Genomic DNA, 17,993 nt, shown 5'->3' on the forward strand with positions numbered 1-17,993 from the left:
ATGGGCCCGTGCGCCGGGTGCGACCGCGCGGACCTGCCTGTTCGGCATACCCCGACGGTTGTACAGCCTACTTCGACGTCAATCGATCTTCGTCGCCCATTCGCGGATCTTTCCGATCCGTGTCTGGAGTTGGTTCGCCGACGCCTGGGCGGTGAGCGGACCGCCGCAGATCCGGCGCAGCTCGTTGTGGATGGTGCCGTGCGGCTGGCCGGTGCGGTGGTGCCAGGCGCCGACCAGGCCGTTCAACTCCTTGCGCAGTTCCATCAACTGCTGGTGGGTGACCACCGGACGGTCCTCGGCCGGCATCTCCAGCAGGTCCGCCTCCTCGGCGGGCTTGGTCTTGCTGCGCTGGATCTGCCGGGTCTGCCGGCGCTGCAGCAACAGCCGCACCTGGTCCGGCTCCAGCAGGCCCGGGATGCCGAGGTACTCCGACTCGTCCTCGGAGCCTGCATGCGCCTGCATGCCGAACTCGGCGCCCTCGTACAGGACGCGGTCGAAGACGGCGTCGGACTCCAGCGCCTCCCAGGCCATCTCGTCGAGGCCGCCGTCGGCCTCGTCCTTGGTCTTCTCGGCCTCGGCGAGCAGCGCGTCCTCCTCGGAGAAGAGGCCGTCCTCGTTCTTCTTCTGCCGGTCGAGGATGTGGTCGCGCTGGACCTCCATCTCGTTGGCGAAGCTCATCAGCGTCGGCACGGTGGGCAGGAAGACCGACGCGGTCTCACCACGCTTGCGGGCACGCACGAATCGGCCGACGGCCTGGGCGAAGAAGAGCGGCGTGGAGATCGAGGTGGCGTAGACGCCCACGGCGAGCCGGGGCACGTCGACGCCCTCGGACACCATGCGGACCGCGACCATCCAGCGCGAGGTGCCCTGGGAGAAGTCGGTGATCCGCTGGGAGGCCTCCGCCTCGTCGGAGAGGACCAGGGTGGCGCCCTCACCGGTGATCTCGCGGATCATCTTGGCGTAGGCGCGGGCCGACTCCTGGTCGGAGGCGATCACCAGCGCGCCCGCGTCCGGGATGGACTTGCGCACCTCGGTCAGCCGGACGTCGGCGGCCTTCAGCACGTTGGGCATCCACTCGCCGAGCGGCGAGAGCGCCGTGCGCCAGGCCTGGGCGATGGCGTCCTTGGTCATCGGCTCACCGAGCCGGGCCGCGACCTCGTCACCGGCCTTGGTGCGCCAGCGCATGTTGCCGCTGTAGGAGAGGAAGATCACCGGACGGACGACGTGGTCCGCCAGCGCGTTGCCGTAGCCGTAGGTGTAGTCGGCGAGGCTGCGGCGGATGCCGTCGCCGCCGGCCGCGTACGTGACGAACGGGATCGGGTTGGTGTCGGACCGGAACGGCGTACCGGTCAGCGCGAGCCGCCGGGTGGCCGGCTCGAACGCCTCCAGGCAGGCCTCGCCCCAGGATTTGGAGTCGCCCGCGTGGTGGATCTCGTCGAGGATCACCAGCGTCTTGCGGTTCTCGGCCCGGTTCCGGTGCAGCATCGGGTTGACGCCGACACCCGCGTAGGTGATGACGACGCCGTCGTAGTCACGCGGCAGCGGACCGCTGCTGTAGGCCGGGTCCAGCCTGATCCCTATCCGGGCGGCTGCCTCGGCCCACTGCTTCTTCAGATGCTCGGTCGGCGCGACGACGGTCAGCTGCTGCACCACATGGTTGTGGAGCAGGTACGACGCGAGCGTCAGCGCGAACGTGGTCTTGCCTGCGCCGGGCGTGGCCACCGCGAGGAAGTCGCGCGGCTGCTGCTCGACGTACTTCTCCATCGCGGCCTGCTGCCAGGCACGCAGTTTGCCTGCCGTACCCCAGGGCGCACGGCCGGGGAAGGCGGGGGACAGATGGTGCGACGCATGGGAAGAGGCGGCGGTACTCACGGTCTCCGACGGGGTAGGCGGCTGGTCAGGACTGCCGGCACCCGCCCGATCCACCCCAGGCCCTCGGTCCGACAACCCGGCAAGCTTACCGGCGCGGCGGTTCGGACTCGTGGAGCTCGCGCAGTCGGCGTGCGATGTCGGCCACCTCTTCGGCAGAGGCGGAGGCCACCGCGGGTAGTTGCAACACCCAGGGGCGCGGGGCTGTGCCTCCTTGCCTCGATCACTCCGCCGCGCGACCGGCGAGCAGCGCGCCCGCCGTGGCGATGGCGGTCATCGCGACGAAGACCGCCGTGAAGGCCGGGGTGGAGCCCGTACCGAGCGCGGTGAAGAGGAGCCCGGCGAGGGCCGTGCAGAGGATGTTGCCCAGGGCGTCGCCGACCTGCAGTGCCGCCGAGTTGGCGCCGGTCTCCTCCGGCGCGGAGAGCTGGAACATCAGCACGCTGATCGTGGCGATCGCCAGCCCCATGCCGAGGCCGCCCAGCACCCAGGACCCGGCGACCAACAGCCCCGGCGCGGACGGCTGCGCCGCGACGGCGACGCCCGCGACGGCCACCGCCGCCGCGCCCAACCCGCACCGGACCAGGGTGACCCGGTGCCGCTCCGCCCAAGGCCGACCCTGCAGCCAGGACCCGAAGGCCCAGGCGATGCCGCCGCCCGCGAGCGAGAGCCCGGCCAGGGTCGGCGAGTAGTGGTGCTGGGTGACCAGCATCAGTGGGACGAACGCCTCCGCCGAGATGAACGCGCCCGCCGCGATCCCGCGCAGCAGGATCACCGTCGGCAGCCCGCGCCCGGCCCGGAAGGTCCCGCGCGGCAGCAGCCGCAGCGCGGACGGCACCAGCAACGCCGCACCCACCGCGGCGTACACCAACGACCACAGGGTCAGCCGCTGCCCGGCGTACTCCAGCACCCCCGCGCCCGCGGCCAGCGCGAAGGCCAGCCGAATCCGGCGCCGGTCCAGCGGCTGCCCCGCCTTGTCCCCCGACTCGAGGCCGCGCAGCTGCGGCAGCATCAGCACCAGCGGCGCGACGATCAGCACCGGGATGGACAGGAAGACCCAGCGCCAGCCCAGATGCTGCGTCACCGCCCCGGACACCAGCGGCCCGACCACCGACGGCAGCACCCAGGACGCGGCGAAGGCCGCCAGCACCTTGGGCTGCAGCCGCTCCGGATAGCGGCGTCCGACAACCACGTAGAGCGCGACGATCACCAGCCCGCCGCCGAGGCCCTGGATCACCCGGCCGCTGACGAAGGTCCACATGGACGTGGCGGTCCCGGCCACCACCAGCCCGGCCCCGAAGATCCCGATCCCCGCGCCGAGCGGCGTCAGCGGTCCGCGCTTGTCGCACCACTCCCCCGAGACCACCATCGCGAGCAGGCTCGCGGTGAAGAAGCCGGAGAAGGCGAAGGCGTAGAGCCCGACGCCGTGGAGTGCCCGGGCCGCGACCGGCATGGCCGTGTTGACGGCGGTCGCCTCGAAGGCGATCAGCAGGACGCAGGCGACGATGCCCACGGTGAGCATCCGGTACGGCCGCGTCAGGATCCCGACGGAGCCGTCGGCGTCGTCAGCACGGTTGGCGTCGGTGGCGCGGTCGAGGGTGGTCACCGATCGAGTGTAAGGGGTGGATCCCCAAAGCACCCCTGTCAAATGTTGCGCAGGATCACGGTCGCCCGTCCCCCTGTGAACACTGCGGCATAACCGTCGACCTCCGCTGGAGCAGCCCCGTAACGTCTTTCTCGCAAGCACAACTCGCCCGTGTGCCCGAGTGGTTGAGGGAACCGCCTGCAAAGCGGTTTACGCCGGTTCGATTCCGGTCATGGGCTCTGCGCCGTCAGCGAGACGGCTGTACCGACGCGCCGCAACGCCCTGCGGCATGCGCCTCGAACTCCTGCGGGAAGACCGCCAGCGCGCTGCGCAACAGCCGCGCCGCGTCGACGGCGTGACGGCAGTGGCCGCGCGCGTGCGACTGGGTCGACCAGCGCACCACCGCGTCGAACGCGGTCGGCCGGGTCAGGTCGGCGAGTGCGCCGACAATCCGGGTCAGGTCGACGCGGCAGCTCCGCTCCTGGAGCCGCAGCAGCCGCAGCGTCTCGTCCACCCCGCAGCGGCCCTGCGGGAACGCGGTCAGCACGCGCGGCTCACCCACCGGCACGCCGAGGCTTCCCGTCTCCCAGCGCGCGGCCAGGGCCCGCTCCGTGGCGACCCAGGTCCCGCGCGAGCCGCCCACCAGAACGGCCTGGGCGTTGCGCGCCGACGCCCCGAGGAGTGTCCGCACGGGCGTCCCGACCGCCGTCTCGACCACCTGCGGCAGGGTCTCCCCGGCGTGCACGGTGCAGAGCACGCTTCCCGGCGCGTCCGGCGTGCCGACCGCCCGGAACCAGGCCGCGCCGTACCGCGCCAGCAGCGCGATCTGCGCGAGCGCCTCGGCGGGGAGGGCGAGGACGGGCGCGGCGGCGGTCCGGTGCAGCGCGGCGGTGACGTGGTGCAGGCCCTCGTCGACCAGGAGCGGGGAGCGCCGCAGCAGCGTCTCGTTGTTGTGACAGGCCGGGTCGCCGTCCCGAGCGACCACGACGACACCGCGCGCGGGCCGCGTCACCGCGAGTCCGAGCCCGTCCAGTCCGGCCTCACCGAGCAGCCCCGGCAGGTCGTCCACGCAGGGCACGGGCCCGTCCACCGCGTCCACGGCGAGCAGCCGCGGCAGGGTCACCCGGTGCGGGAGGGTCGCGACGGTCATGTGGCTACTTCTTCCGCGCGGCCACGGCGACCACGACGGTCCCGCCGCTGGGCGCGAGCCGCCGCAGGGGTGCCTCACCCGGGCGCTTGGTTGCTGCTGTGAGGATCATGGTGGTGCTCCCGTCGTCCGTTGACTACAGAAACACCGTGCATGTCCGGCATGAGAGGGCGATGAGCACCGGATCACAAATGCGATAAGAGGTAGTTGCAGCTTCCTCCAGGGACCCGCGCCCCTGAGGACCCGCTACACCCAGACGTCCTCCGGGCGGATCGGCAGCCGCGTAACCGCCATCCCCGTCGCCGCCCGTACCGCCGAGGCCACCGCCGCCGGGGCGACGACCGCGCTCGCCGCGCCGACCGCCTTCGCGCCGAACGGGGCGACGACGTCGTGGTCCTCGATCAGCGCGGCCACGCGGATCTCCGGGGCGTCCAACGCGGTCGGCAGGCGGTAGCCGACGAAGGACGGGGCCAGCAGGCGGCCGTCGCCGACCGCCAGCTCCTCCATCAGGGCGAGTCCCAGGCCCTGCGTCACGCCCGCCTCGATGCGGGACTCGATCTGGCTCGGGTTCAGTGCCCGGCCGACGTCCTGGGCCGCGGTGACCTCGACGACCCGGACCGTGCCCAGCTCGATGTCGACGTCCACAACGGCCCGCATCGCGCAGAAGCCGATGCTGACGAACGCGTCGCCCTGGCCCGTCTCCGGGTTCAGCGGCTCGGTCGGGTGGGGGCGGCACTGGGCCGTCGCCCACAGGTCCTTGCCCTCCAGCGCCTCCAGGACCGACATGCCGAGGACGCCGTCGTAGGAGGTGATCCGGCCGTCCTTGATGCTGAGCAGCTCCGGCGACATGGCGAACCGCGCCGCCAACGGCTGGAGCAGTTGCTGACGCACCATCAGCGCCGCCCGCTCGACCGCGCCGCCAGCCACCCACGTCTGCCGCCCGCGCGCGGACGGCCCCGTCGCCGGCTGGTCGGTGTCGACCGGGGCGATGTAGACCTCCTCGACCCCCAGGATCTCCTGGACGATCTGCTTGGCCAGCGTCGCGAAGCCGGAGCCGGGGTCGACCGCCGCACAGATGACGGAGGCCTGCGAGCCGGTGACCCGGACCGACGCCGTGGCGACCTCGTCCGTGCCCTCGATGCCGAGCATGTGCACCATGCCGACCGCGTAGCCGATCCCGCGCCGCACGGCGGCCGGGTCGCCCGCGCCGCAGGGGCCTTCAGGGAGCAGCCACTCCGCGTCCGGCTGGTCCACCGGCAACGGCGGGAGCGGCTCGTCCGCGACGGCGTCGAGCAGCTCGCGCACCGGCGCGGGGCAGGTGACGGCCTGGCCGGTGGGCATCAGATCCCCGGTGGCCATGACGTTGCGGCGGCGGATCTCCAGCGGCGTCAGGTCGAGCGCCGCCGCGAGGCGGTCCAGCTGCGACTCGTAGGCGAAGCAGACCTGCAGCGCGCCCTCGCCGCGCATCCGCCCGGCGGGCGGGTTGTTGGTGCGCACCGCCCAGGCGTCGACGAAGACGTGCGGGACGACGTACGGCCCGGCCGCCATCGCCGCCGCAGCGGCCAGCACCTCGCTGGAGACGTCCGCGTAGGCGCCGCCGTCCAGCAGGATCTGCGCCTCGACCTTGACCAGGCGGCCCTCGGCGTCGGCGTGGTGGCGGTAGCGCAGCAGCGCCGGGTGGCGGTGCGGGTGGGTGAGGAAGGACTCCTCACGGGTCAGCGCCATCTTGACCGGATGACCGGTGCGGATCGCCAGCAGGGCCAGCATGGACTGGAAGCCGAGGTCGTCGCGGTCGGTGGTGGCACCCGGGATGCCGCTGACGACCAGGCGCACGCGATCCGGCTCGATGCCGAGGCAGGCGGCGGCGCGGTCCCGGTCGCCGTGCGGGTCGGTCGAGGCGACGTGCAGCTCGACCCCGCCGTCGGGGCGCGGCACCGCCAGCCCGGCCTCCGCTCCGATGGGCGCCGGGTCCTGACGGCCCACCTGGTACATGCCCTCGATGACGACCTCGCCGACGACGTCCGGGTCTCCGAAGCGGATCGGCAGCTGGCGGAAGATGTTGCCGTCCGGGTGCAGCGGCGGGGCCTGGAACGCCTGGTCCGGGTCGGTCAGCGCGGGCAGCGGCTCCCACTCGACCAGGATCGCGGCGGCGGCCAGCCGCGCGGTGTCCGGGTGGTCGGCGGCGACGGCGGCGTACGGCTCGCCGTGGTGCCGGACCACGTCGGCGGCGAGCACCGGTCGGTCGGCGACGACGGGACCGGTGGGCGCACCGTTGCGACTGCCGTCCGGACCGGCCGGGAGGTCGTCCGCGGTCAGCACCGCGTAGACGCCGGGGACGGCGAGAGCGGGGCCGGTGTCGATGCTCTTGATCCGCGCGTGCGCGTACGGCGAGCGCGCGAGCGCCCCCCAGAGCAGGCCCTCGGCCCAGAGGTCGGCGGCGAAGGGGAAGACGCCCATCGCCTTGGCGGCGGCGTCCTCGCGCACGGGCGACACCCCGATGCCCGTCGGTGGCTTGGGCGCCTCGGCGGCGTCCGGCTGGGCACCCGCCGCCACGGCCGCGGTGGCCGCCGGGGTGATCAGCAGGCTGCCGATCGCCCCGCCGGTCGCGCTGCCGGGCGCGCCCGCGGGGACGGTGGTGAGGTTGGTCAGCGTCTCCTCGCCGGTCCCGGCGGTGCCGCCGGTGCCGGACGGAGTGGAGGGGGTGGTCACGAACCGCTCTCCTGGCCGTGCTGGTGGGGCAGGACGTACATGCCGGCGGCCGGGTCGGGCGCGCCGGGCCCGTGCGCACCGAACTCGTCGGCCGGGAACTGGCCGGTGTCCAGGTGCCCGGTGCCGAGGTGACTCGTGTCGAGGTGACTCGTGTCGAACTGGCCCGTCTGGTACGCGGCCGCGTCGTACTGGCCTGTCTCGAACGTGCCCGCCTCGAAGTGACCGGTCGCGAACGAGCCGGTGTCGACGTGACCGGGCTCGAAGTGGCCCGCTTGGAACGCGCTCGCGTCGAACGTCCCCGTGTCGAACTGGCCGACGTGGAACTGTCCGGTGTCGAACTCCCCGGCCGGGTACTGCTCGTAGGCCTCGGTCCGGGTGGCCGCCGGTGCCGGGGGCGCGTCCACGGCGACCGCGCCGGCTGCACCGTCGGTCGGCTCGCCGCGCTGGACGTCGATCCGGAAGGCGCCCGTGCTGTCGGGGTTCAGGCCCGCGAACGCGCCGAACGCGCCGGTGTCCTCGGGGCCTTGAGCGTCGAGGCCGTGAGTGCCGAGGCCCTGACTGTCGGCACCCGCCGCGCGCTGGCGGTCGGCGATGCCCTTGGCCATCAGCCCGGCGCCGAGGACCGCGCCCACACGCCGTGCGCCACCCTCCGCCTCACCGGCCTGGAAGTTCTCCTCCGCCGGAGCGGAGGCCTGTCCGGGAGTGCGCAGTGCTCCGGCCGCGCCGCGTGCGTCCGGGCCGTCGGCCCGGCCGGGGAACGGAGCTGCGAACGGACCTCCCTGGTACGGGGCTTGGCCGACGTGCCCGTCGCCGCCGTACACGCCGTCGCCGTGACCACTGTGACCGCTGTGGCTGCCCTGTCCACCCTGGCCGACGTCCTGGTAGGTCTCGCCGTAGCCCTCGTAGCCGTAGCCGTCCTGGCCGGCCCCCTGGTACGTCGCCTGGTCGTAGCCGCCGTGCTGCGCCGGGACGTCCGCGTGCACTTCGGCGTGCACGTCGGCGTCGACGTAGACCGGGAGTTCCGCCTCGCCGTCCGCGTCGCCGTACGCCGGCTCCGCATACTCGGCGGCGGCGTACTCCGCGCCGGTGTACTCGGCCCCGGCGGCGTACTCGGCACCCGCCTCCCCATAGCCCGGGTACTCGGTGGCTGCGTACTCGCCGGCTCTGTACTCCGCGCCGGTGTACCCGGCAGCCGGATACCCGGCGCCCGCGTCCCCGTAGCCCGGGTACTCCGGCGCCGCGTACTCCGCCTCGGCGGTGGACGGCACGGGCGGTTCGGGCATCGACTCCGGGATCGGGAGCGGGACCAGCTCCTCGACCGGCGAGGCCGCGTCGACCACGCCCTCGACCGGTCCGTCGCCGAAGAAGCCGGAATCGCCGCCGGTCGTCGCCGTCTCCGGCGAATCCTCCTCCGCCGCCTCGGCCCGTGACTTCGCGCAGGTGCGGACGGCCGCCAACGCGCCCTGGTAGCCGGTGCAGCGGCAGAGGTTGCCGCACAGGGCCTGCCGGGACTCCAGCTCGCTCGGGTGGTGGTTGCGCTCCAGCAGGTCGTGCACGGCCATGGCCAGGCCGGGGGCGCAGAATCCGCACTGGACCGCGCCGCTCTCGGCCAGCGCCTGCTGCACGTCGGACGGGACGCCCTCCTCGGCCAGCCCCTCGACGGTACGGACCTCCACGCCCGCCGCCAGTGCCGCCGGGACCAGGCACGCGGCCGTCAACTGGCCGTCCACCTGCACCGAGCAGGCACCGCACTCGCCCTGGTCGCAACCGCTCTTGGCCCCGGCCAGACCGAGCCGCTCGCGCAGCACGTAGAGCAGGCTCTCGCCGATCCAGGCGTCCGCGACCGGGCGCTCGATCCCGTTGACCCGGAGTGTGTACGAGGCGCGCGGCGAGTCGTCGCCGGACCCCACCGGGGTTGTCAGATAGTCCGTCACGTCAGCGCCCTCCCGAGTGCGCGGCGGGCCAGTACGGACACAGTACGCCGCAGGCGCTGGGCCGCAGGGTCGGGGTTGGCCGGCAGGGCCGACTCGCCCTCGGCGTCCGGGACGCAGGCGGAGGCCACGTACTCGCCGAACGCGGCGGCCACCCCCGGGTCGACGGTGCGTTCGCCGTCCCAGTCGATGCAGCCGGCCACCCACTGCTCGGCCTCCAGCGGCCGCAGCGGGACCGGCGCGACCGCGCCGACCGCGCAGCGCACCGCGCGCCGGGCCGGGTCCAGCACGAGCGCGACGGACGCCGCCGCGCGAGCGGGACCCGTCCGGCCGGTGGACTTCAGGAAAACCTGGGGTGCATGGAGCAGCGGAACTCGGACAAAAGCCAGCAACTCGCCCGAACGCAACGGGTCCAGGCCGGTCAGCAGATGACTGACCGCCACCTCGCGCGCCCCGTCCGCGCCGATCAGGGTGAGGGTGGCCTCCAGTGCGGCCAGCACCGGCAGGGTGTCCCCGGCCGGATGGGCGCTGACGACGTTGCCGCCCAGCGTGCCGACGTTGCGCACCTGCGGCGGGCCGACGGTACCCGCCGCCTCGGCCAACGCCGGGATCAGCGCGGCGAAGTCGGGACGGGCCATGCGCGCGTGGGTCAGTCCGGCGCCGAGCAGCGCCGCGCCGTCCTGGTACTGCCAGCCTCTGAGCTCGGAGATCCGCCCCAGTCCGAGCAGCGCCATCGGGCGCAGCAGACCGGCGTTGACGGCGCCCATCAGGTCGGTCCCGCCCGCGACGGGAACCGCGCCGGGCGAGGCCGCCACCGCGCCGACGGCCTCGTCCAGCGAGGCCGGGAGCATGATCGTCTGGTTCACTCGTGTCCCACCGTGCTCGGGCTGCTCACACCGCCACCCTCCTGGCCGTACGGTACGTGCAAACGCACCTGCTGCGCACCCTCCTCGTGGCGGCGTGGGGCACCACTCTGGCACACGCGGGTCAACGTGAGGTGACGGGTCACCCCCGGTCCCGCCCGAGGGTGACCCATGGCGCGTCCCGGCCCGAAGCGGTCACCTGGGGTGCTAGGCCCTGTCGTCAAACTCCCGCCGGGCCCGTCCATCGAACTCCCGCCGGGCCCGGCCCGCCTGACACGGCCGCCGGGGGCTTGGAGCCAGGCCCAGGCCGGCGGGTCACCCCTCGGGCGTCGCGTCGTGGGGGCGTCCCAGCACGCCGGGGCGGCGCTGCCAGGGGCGCGGGCCGTCGGCGGGCCGGTACTCGACGCCGAGCGCGTCGAGGCGGGCCCGGTGGGTCTCCATCCGCGCGGCGAACCCGGCGTAGTCCCGCGCCGCGGGCTCACGCGGCAGATCGGACCAGGCGACCTCGGCGAAGGCGGCCAGCCTCGGGAAGGCGTGGTAGTCGACCTCGCGGACGTCGTCCATGAACTCGGTCCACAGGTTCGCCTGAGTGCCGATCACGTGCCGGGCGGCCTCCGCGTCCTGACGCAGCTGTGGCGGCAGCGGCTCGAACCGGTAGACGTCCTCCAGCGTGCGGACGTAGCCGACCGGGACTGGCTCGTCGGGGCTGCCGGACTCGCGATGGTCCAGGTAGACGTACTCCTCCGGACACATCACGACGTCATGTCCCGCCTGGGCGGCGGCGATTCCGCCGGTGTAGCCGCGCCAGGACGACACCGCCGCGCCCGGCGCCAGCCCGCCTTCGAGGATCTCGTCCCAGCCGATCAGCCGCCGACCGCGCTCGGCGAGCCAGCGGTCGAAGTGGCGGATGAACCAGCTCTGCAGCTCGTCCTCGTCGGCCAGGCCCTCCTGCTTGATCCGGGCCTGGGCGGACGCGCCGGCACGCCACTGCTCCTTGGGGCACTCGTCGCCGCCGAGGTGGACGAACGTGCTCGGGAAGATCTCCAGGACTTCGGTAAGAACGTTCTCGTAGAAGCGCAGCGTCGCGTCCTCGACGTTCAGCACGTTGGGGTTGACACCCCAGTCGGTCCAGGTGCTCAGCTGCGCGGTGTCGACGACGTCGTGGTTGCCCAGCTCGGGGTAGGCGGCGATGGCGGCCTGCGAGTGGCCGGGGATGTCGATCTCGGGCACCACGGTGATCTGCCGGGCCGCGGCGTAGGCGACGATCTCGCGCAGGTCGGCCTGGGTGTAGAAGCCGCCGTGCGGGCGGTCGTCGCGGCGGTTGCCGTCGCGGAAGCCGACCATCGAGCGTTCGCGCCAGGAGCCGACCTCGGTCAGCCGGGGGTAGCGGGTGATCTCGACGCGCCAGCCCTGGTCGTCGGTCAGGTGCAGGTGCAGCACGTTGAGCTTGTGCGCGGCGAGCAGGTCGACGTAGCGCAGCACGTCCGCCTTGGGCAGGAAGTGCCGGGCGACGTCCAGCAGCACCCCGCGCCAGCCGAAGCGCGGCGCGTCGTGGACCGTGACGTGCGGCAGGGCCCAGCCCGCCTCGTCCTTGCCCCGGACCGGCGAGCGGCGGTACGCGTCCGCGCCCAGCAGCTGGCGCAGCGTCTGGGCACCCCAGAACAGCCCCGCCGCGCTGCCGCCGTCCAGCCGGACTCCGTCGGCGTCGACGGTGAGGCGGTAGCCCTCGGCCTCCAGCTCGTCGTCGAGGGCGAGGCGGATGCCGGCGCCCTCGACCACGGTGGAGGCGGCGGAGGGCAGCAGCGGCAGGCCGGTGGCCGCGCCGAGCTCGGCACGCAGCCAGGCGGTCACCGCCTCGGCGCCGGGAGCGGCGTCCAGGGCGGTGCCGGGCGTCAGCGGAAACGCGCCCGTAGCGGCGGGCTGGGCAAGAGACAGCGGCGCGGGGAGTAGGTGCATGGCGCCCATCCTGCCGCGCCGCCGCCACCCGGAACAGGTGCCCGACGGCCGATTGTCAGGAGCCCTTACCGGCTTCCGCGGCAGCCCTTCACCGGCCTTCGCGGGTCGGACTCCACCCGGCCGGGCGGGGCCTACTTGCCCTTGCCGCCCTTACCGTCCTTGCCGCCCTTGTCGCCGCCACCGGCCTCCATACCCTCCCAGATCTCCTTGCAGAGCGGGCAGACCGGGTACTTCTTGGGGTCGCGGCTGGGCACCCAGACCTTGCCGCAGAGCGCGACGACCGGGGTGCCGGAGAGGGCGCTCTCCATGATCTTGTTCTTGTCGGCGTAGTGCGCGAAGCGCTCGTGGTCGCCGTCGCCGTGGGAGGTCTGCGGGACCTCCTCGATCAGAGTGCCGGTTCCGAGGCCGCGCTCGGGTTCAAGGGTGCTCATGCCGGTCAAGTCTAGGCGGTGTCCGACGACGCGGGAGCGGGCCGCCGGTGCCCGTGTCGGCTCAGTTCAGCGTCGGGTCGTCCGGGTAGGTCGCCACCAGGGCCAGCTCGCCCCGCTGCCGGCGCAGCACCGCGCGCCACAACCGCTCCGGATCCGGGAAGGAGACGTCGCCCGGCTCGGAGTCCACCAGGTACCAGGCGCCCTCCATCAGTTCGTCCTCCAGCTGGCCCGGGGCCCAGCCCGCGTAACCGGCGAAGACGCGGAGCCCGCCCAGCTCGGCGGCCAGCAGCTCCGGCGGGGCCTCCAGGTCGACCAGCCCGATCGCGCCGTGGACCCGCCGCCAGCCGAGCACTCCGTCGTCCCCCTGCTCCCCCGGCACCACCGCCAGGGCCAGCGCGGAGTCCAGCCCGACAGGACCGCCCTGGAACACCACCGCGGGCTCGCCCGCGAGGTCCGCCCAGACGTCGAGCACCGCGCCGACCTCCACCGGCGTCGGCCGGTTCAGCACCACCCCGAGACTGCCCTCGGCATCGTGGTCCAGCAGCAGCACCACGGCCCGGTCGAAGTTCGGGTCGGTCAGCGCGGGCGTCGCCACCAGGAGGCGGCCGGTGAGCAGGACGGGCTCCGTCATGGCAGACATGATCCCGCACCTGAGGCGCTCCGGGCATTCGAACACGTCCCTCGGAGGGCGCGTGAGGGCTCCTTCGAGGGGCGCGGGACCGTTCGCCTGAGACCTTGCCCACAGGGGCCCCGAGCCGATAGCACCGCCCACACGCACCCCGGCCAGCGACGCGGCGTCTTCACAGGGATTCCACGACAGCAAGGAACCACTCCGGTGACCACTACCATCTCTCAGAGTGCCTGCACCCTTGTGCACTTTCCTGTCCATATGAGCTCCACGACCACCCCAGGATCGCGAGAACATGACCGACGATGTCCTGATCGTCCACGGCGGTACACCGCTCGAGGGCGAGATCCGCGTCCGCGGCGCCAAAAACCTCGTGCCCAAGGCCATGGTGGCCGCGCTGCTGGGCCATGAGCCCAGTCGGCTCCGCAACGTGCCGGACATCCGCGACGTCAAGGTGGTCCGCGGCCTGCTCCAGCTGCACGGAGTCATCGTGCGCCCGGGCGAGGAGGACGGCGAGCTGGTCCTCGACCCCACGCATGTGGAGAGCGCCAACGTCGCCGACATCGACGCCCACGCGGGCTCGTCCCGGATCCCGATCCTCTTCTGCGGCCCGCTGCTGCACCGTCTCGGCCACGCCTTCATCCCGGGCCTGGGCGGCTGCGACATCGGCGGACGTCCGGTGGACTTCCACTTCGACGTGCTGCGGCAGTTCGGCGCGGTCATCGAGAAGCACCCGCAGGGCACCGTGCTCAACGCCCCGCAGCGGCTGCGCGGCTGCAAGATCGAGCTGCCCTACCCCTCGGTCGGCGCGACCGAGCAGGTGCTGCTCACGGCCGTCCTCGCGGAGGGCGTCACCGAGCTGGCCAACGCGGCGATCGAGCCGGAGATCGTGGACCTCATCTGCGTGCTGCAGAAGATGGGCGCGATCATCTCGATGGGCACCGACCGGACCATCCTGATCACCGGCGTCGACCGTCTGGGCGGCTACAACCACCGCGCCCTGCCGGACCGCCTGGAGGCGGCCTCCTGGGCCTGCGCGGCGCTGGCCACCGGCGGGGACATCTACGTCCACGGCGCGCGCCAGCTGGAGATGATGACCTTCCTCAACACCTTCCGGAAGGTCGGCGGCGCCTTCGCGGTGGACGACGGGGGCATCCGCTTCTGGCACCCGGGCGGCGAGCTCAAGGCCATCGCCCTGGAGACCGACGTGCACCCCGGCTTCCAGACCGACTGGCAGCAGCCGCTGGTCGTCGCGCTGACCCAGGCGTCGGGCCTCTCCATCGTCCACGAGACGGTCTACGAGTCGCGGCTCGGCTTCACCTCGGCGCTGAACCAGATGGGCGCGCACATCCAGCTCTACCGCGAGTGCCTGGGCGGCACGCCGTGCCGCTTCGGCCGCCGCAACTTCCTGCACTCGGCGGTCGTCTCCGGCCCCTCCAAGCTCCAGGGCGCCGAGCTGGTCATCCCCGACCTGCGCGGCGGCTTCTCCTACCTGATCGCCGCGCTGGCGGCGCAGGGCACCTCGCAGGTGCACGGGATCGACCTGATCAACCGGGGCTACGAGAACTTCATGGCCAAGCTCCGCGCGCTCGGCGCGGACATCGAGCTCCCGGGCGAGGCGGCCTGACGGCCGCTCCGCTCCCCCGCACGCACACGACGCGCCGCCCGGCTCCGGGCGGCGCGTCGTGCTTTCCCCTGACTTTCAGACGGCTTTCAGACGCGGTAGCGGGTGAACACGTGCACCCGGCCCACCGGGACGAAGCCGCGCCGGGCGTACCAGTGCCGCGGCCAGTCGTCGGGTTCGGCGAGCAGGAAGAACAGGTCCGCGGCAGAAGCCCGGTGCAGGGCGGTGGCGAGGACGGCGTCGGCGTACCCGCGCCGGGTGTACTCGTCGGCCGTGACCAGGTCCTCGAACTGCGCGACGTGGTCGTGCCCGAGGTCCCGGTAGAGGTCCGCCCAGGAGGCGACCTCCCCGCCCGGCTCGTCCCGGACGCCCAGGAGGACCACCTCGTCCGCGCCGCGCAGCCGCGCCGTCCGTCGGTCCACGAGGTGACGGACAGTCTCCTCGGCCTGGTGCGGCATCCAGACGCGCGTCTGCCGGGTCAGCGCCGGACGCACCTCGTCCAGCGTGAGCTCCTCGGCGGCCCGTACGGGCTCCGGACGCGGGCCCTGGTGGATCATCACCACCTCGGTCCCGTACGCGTATCCGGCGGCCGTCAGCGGCCCCGCACAGGCCTCCCCGTGGGCCTCGGAGAGGACGAGGATCCGACGGTGGCCCAGACCGTCCAGCAGCGCGTCCGCGTGCGCGGTCAGGTCGGCGGGGTCGGGGGTGCCGTCGACCACCAGCTGGTTGTGCTCGTGCGACCCCGCGTAGGCCGGGTCGCGCACCGCGAAGCCGCCCTCGAAGTCCTTGCAGACGGCCGCCTGCCGGCGTGCGAACCCGGCCAGGAAGGCGGTGGCCCGGTCGAACTGCTGCTCCGCTGACATCCGCTCAGTATGCACCGGGGTCTCCCCTGGGAACGCCGCGAGCCGGCCGCCCCGCTGACGCGGAGTGACCGGCTCGTGGTGTCTGACGCCCAGGGCTTACTTGCCCTTGGCGGCCTCCTTGAGCTTGGAGCCCGCCGACACCTTGACGCTGTAGCCGGCCGCGATCTGGATCGGGTCACCGGTCTGCGGGTTGCGGGCGGTACGGGCGGCACGGTGGGTGCGCTCGAAGGTCAGGAAGCCGGGGATGGTGACCTTCTCGTCGCCCTTGGCGACGACGTCGCCGACGACCTCGGCGAAGGCGGCCAGGACGGCGTCCGCGTCCTTGCGGGTCACCTCGGCGCGCTCCGAGAGCGCGGCCACCAGCTCACTGCGGTTCATGTGTACTCCATTGTGGTCTGTCGCGTTGCGATCCTCGGCTGCCCCGGAGGACCGCCACCTCGGCTGCCGAGCCGAGCGCCACCTAGGTGACGTCCCAGCAGGCGAGGGGTGTGCTGAGCACGAATCCTGCCCCCATTCCCGCCGGGAAAGCGAATCCGGCACCCTTGAGAGTCACACGAACAGCGCCAACGAACACGCCGCCCGGACTCTCGCCGGACACTCTAAGCGGACGATTCCACACCTTTCGGAACCGACGCGCCGGGGCCACCGTATCGGTTGCTGTGCGTAGTCCCCAAACGTGAAACGGCTCTGTCTCGCGGCCCTGCGCGTTCGGCCTGCCACCTGCGCGGATGGCTCGGCGCGTAGTACCCCGCGCTCCCTGAGCGGTGCACCTGCCTGTCAGCCGTTGACCACCGGGATCGCCCCGGTCTCCGTCACCGCCGGAGCCTGCGCCGAGCCCGCCTCGTGCGCAGCTTCCCGCACCGCCGCCGCGACCGTCTTCGCGACGTCCGGGTGGAAGACGCTCGGGATGATGTAGTTGGCGTTGACCTCGTCCGCGCCCACCGTCCCGGCGAGCGCACGCGACGCGGCCAGCATCATCTCGGTGTTGACCGTGCGGCTCTGCGCGTCCAGCAGGCCGCGGAAGACGCCTGGGAAGACCAGCACGTTGTTGATCTGGTTCGGGAAGTCGCTGCGCCCGGTGGCGACGACCGCGGCCGTCTGGCGGGCCACGGCCGGGTCGACCTCCGGGTCGGGGTTGGCCAGGGCGAAGACGATCGCGTCCTCCGCCATCGCCGCGATGTCGTCGCCGTCGAGGACGTTCGGCGCGGAGACACCGATGAAGACGTCCGCGCCGCGCACGGCCTCCCTCAGGGAGCCGGTGCGGTTGCTGCGGTTGGTGTTCTCGGCGATCCAGCGGAGCGAGTCGTTGAGGTCGTCGCGGCCCAGGTGGACCACGCCCTTCACGTCCGCGACCGTGGCGTGTTGCACGCCCGCCGCCATCAGCAGCTTCAGGATCGCCGTGCCGGCCGCGCCCGCGCCCGACATGACCACGCGCACGTCACCGATGTGCTTGCCGACCACCTGCAGCGCGTTCATCAGCGCGGCGAGGACGACGATCGCGGTGCCGTGCTGGTCGTCGTGGAAGACCGGGATGTCCAGCGCCTCGCGCAGCCGCGCCTCGATCTCGAAGCAGCGCGGGGCGGAGATGTCCTCCAGGTTGATGCCCGCGAAGCCGGGGGCGATCGCCTTGACGATGGCCACGATCTCGTCGCTGTCCTGGGTGTCCAGGCAGATCGGCCAGGCGTCGATCCCGGCGAACCGCTTGAACAGGGCCGCCTTGCCCTCCATGACCGGGAGCGCGGCCATCGGGCCGATGTTGCCGAGGCCCAGCACCGCGGAGCCGTCGGTGACCACGGCGACGCTGTTGCGCTTGATGGTGAGGCGGCGCGCGTCCTCGGGGTTCTCGGCGATGGCCATGCAGACGCGGGCGACGCCCGGCGTGTAGATCATGGACAGGTCGTCACGGTTGCGGATCGGCAGCTTGCTGGACATCTCGATCTTGCCGCCGAGGTGCATCAGGAAGGTGCGGTCGGAGACCTTGCCGATGGAGATGCCCTCGATGGTGCGGAGCTTCTCGACGATCTCGTCGGCGTGGGCGACCGAGACGGCCGCGATGGTGACGTCGATCCGGAGCGCCTCAAGGCCGGACGCCGTCACGTCGAGACCGGTCACGGTCCCGCCGGAGGACTCCACGGACGTGGTGATCTGGCTCACCGCGTTGCCGCGGGCCGGGACCTCCAGCCGCACCGTGATCGAGTTGGACACACTGGGGACCGCCGCCATCGACGTTGCCTTCTTCCTGTACCCGCTGCTTCAACCGTGCTGTGGATGAGTCGTCCCGATCGTCCCACCTACTTGCCGGTAGGCGGAAATATTGTTCCGCAGCGCGGACGAAGCCTGAGATACTCCGGCCGCCGCGCGCGGCTTCCACAGACCATCCTGCCTGC

General features: G+C 72.8%; 13 protein-coding genes and 1 tRNA gene. 2 read left to right on the plus strand and 12 right to left on the minus strand.

What is annotated here, in order from left to right; all coding sequences use genetic code 11:
• Positions 1–78 precede the first annotated feature (78 nt).
• The gene (locus tag ABH928_RS19035) at positions 79–1,872 is read right to left on the minus strand and encodes a DEAD/DEAH box helicase (RefSeq protein WP_370067897.1); all 1,794 of its coding nucleotides are present in this window, start codon (positions 1,870–1,872) and stop codon (positions 79–81) included.
• 220 nt (positions 1,873–2,092) lie between these two features.
• Positions 2,093–3,475, minus strand: coding sequence for an MFS transporter (locus tag ABH928_RS19040; protein WP_370067899.1), 1,383 nt, complete (start codon positions 3,473–3,475; stop codon positions 2,093–2,095).
• A 146-nt stretch (positions 3,476–3,621) separates the two neighbouring features.
• Here ABH928_RS19040 and ABH928_RS19045 point away from each other — a divergent pair.
• Positions 3,622–3,693: transfer RNA gene (locus ABH928_RS19045), tRNA-Cys, on the plus strand.
• A gap of 8 nt (positions 3,694–3,701) precedes the next feature.
• On the opposite strand, the gene ABH928_RS19050 is transcribed toward ABH928_RS19045, so the two are convergent.
• From ABH928_RS19050 to ABH928_RS19080, 7 genes are all read right to left on the minus strand, one after another.
• A complete protein-coding gene (locus tag ABH928_RS19050; RefSeq protein ID WP_370067901.1) occupies positions 3,702–4,604 on the minus strand; it encodes a hypothetical protein in 903 nt (300 codons plus the stop codon).
• A gap of 243 nt (positions 4,605–4,847) precedes the next feature.
• Complete coding sequence (locus tag ABH928_RS19055) at positions 4,848–7,178, minus strand: xanthine dehydrogenase family protein molybdopterin-binding subunit (protein ID WP_370067968.1); 2,331 nt, start codon at positions 7,176–7,178, stop codon at positions 4,848–4,850.
• A 128-nt stretch (positions 7,179–7,306) separates the two neighbouring features.
• A complete protein-coding gene (locus tag ABH928_RS19060; RefSeq protein ID WP_370067903.1) occupies positions 7,307–9,244 on the minus strand; it encodes a (2Fe-2S)-binding protein in 1,938 nt (645 codons plus the stop codon).
• A complete protein-coding gene (locus tag ABH928_RS19065; protein WP_370067970.1) occupies positions 9,241–10,092 on the minus strand; it encodes a xanthine dehydrogenase family protein subunit M in 852 nt (283 codons plus the stop codon). Before ABH928_RS19065 ends, ABH928_RS19060 begins: the two co-directional genes overlap by 4 nt.
• 327 nt (positions 10,093–10,419) lie before the next feature.
• Positions 10,420–12,060, minus strand: coding sequence for a beta-N-acetylhexosaminidase (locus tag ABH928_RS19070; RefSeq protein ID WP_370067905.1), 1,641 nt, complete (start codon positions 12,058–12,060; stop codon positions 10,420–10,422).
• Positions 12,061–12,191: 131 nt separating this feature from the next.
• The gene (locus tag ABH928_RS19075; protein ID WP_370067907.1) at positions 12,192–12,491 is read right to left on the minus strand and encodes a DUF3039 domain-containing protein; all 300 of its coding nucleotides are present in this window, start codon (positions 12,489–12,491) and stop codon (positions 12,192–12,194) included.
• A gap of 61 nt (positions 12,492–12,552) precedes the next feature.
• Entirely contained in the window at positions 12,553–13,131 is a 579-nt protein-coding gene (locus ABH928_RS19080) for a YqgE/AlgH family protein (RefSeq protein WP_370067909.1), read from the minus strand.
• 283 nt (positions 13,132–13,414) lie between these two features.
• On the opposite strand from ABH928_RS19080, the gene murA reads away from it, so the two are divergent.
• A complete protein-coding gene (gene murA / locus ABH928_RS19085) occupies positions 13,415–14,746 on the plus strand; it encodes a UDP-N-acetylglucosamine 1-carboxyvinyltransferase (protein ID WP_370067911.1) in 1,332 nt (443 codons plus the stop codon).
• Positions 14,747–14,832: 86 nt separating this feature from the next.
• On the opposite strand, the gene ABH928_RS19090 is transcribed toward murA, so the two are convergent.
• From ABH928_RS19090 to ABH928_RS19100, 3 genes are all read right to left on the minus strand, one after another.
• A complete protein-coding gene (locus tag ABH928_RS19090) occupies positions 14,833–15,606 on the minus strand; it encodes a GNAT family N-acetyltransferase (RefSeq protein ID WP_370067913.1) in 774 nt (257 codons plus the stop codon).
• A 96-nt stretch (positions 15,607–15,702) separates the two neighbouring features.
• Entirely contained in the window at positions 15,703–15,984 is a 282-nt protein-coding gene (locus tag ABH928_RS19095; protein WP_196197630.1) for an HU family DNA-binding protein, read from the minus strand.
• Between the two features lie 399 nt (positions 15,985–16,383).
• The gene (locus ABH928_RS19100; RefSeq protein WP_370067916.1) at positions 16,384–17,829 is read right to left on the minus strand and encodes an NAD-dependent malic enzyme; all 1,446 of its coding nucleotides are present in this window, start codon (positions 17,827–17,829) and stop codon (positions 16,384–16,386) included.
• Positions 17,830–17,993 lie beyond the last annotated feature (164 nt).

Source organism: Streptacidiphilus sp. MAP5-3 (genome assembly GCF_041262505.1).
GTDB lineage: Bacteria > Actinomycetota > Actinomycetes > Streptomycetales > Streptomycetaceae > Streptacidiphilus.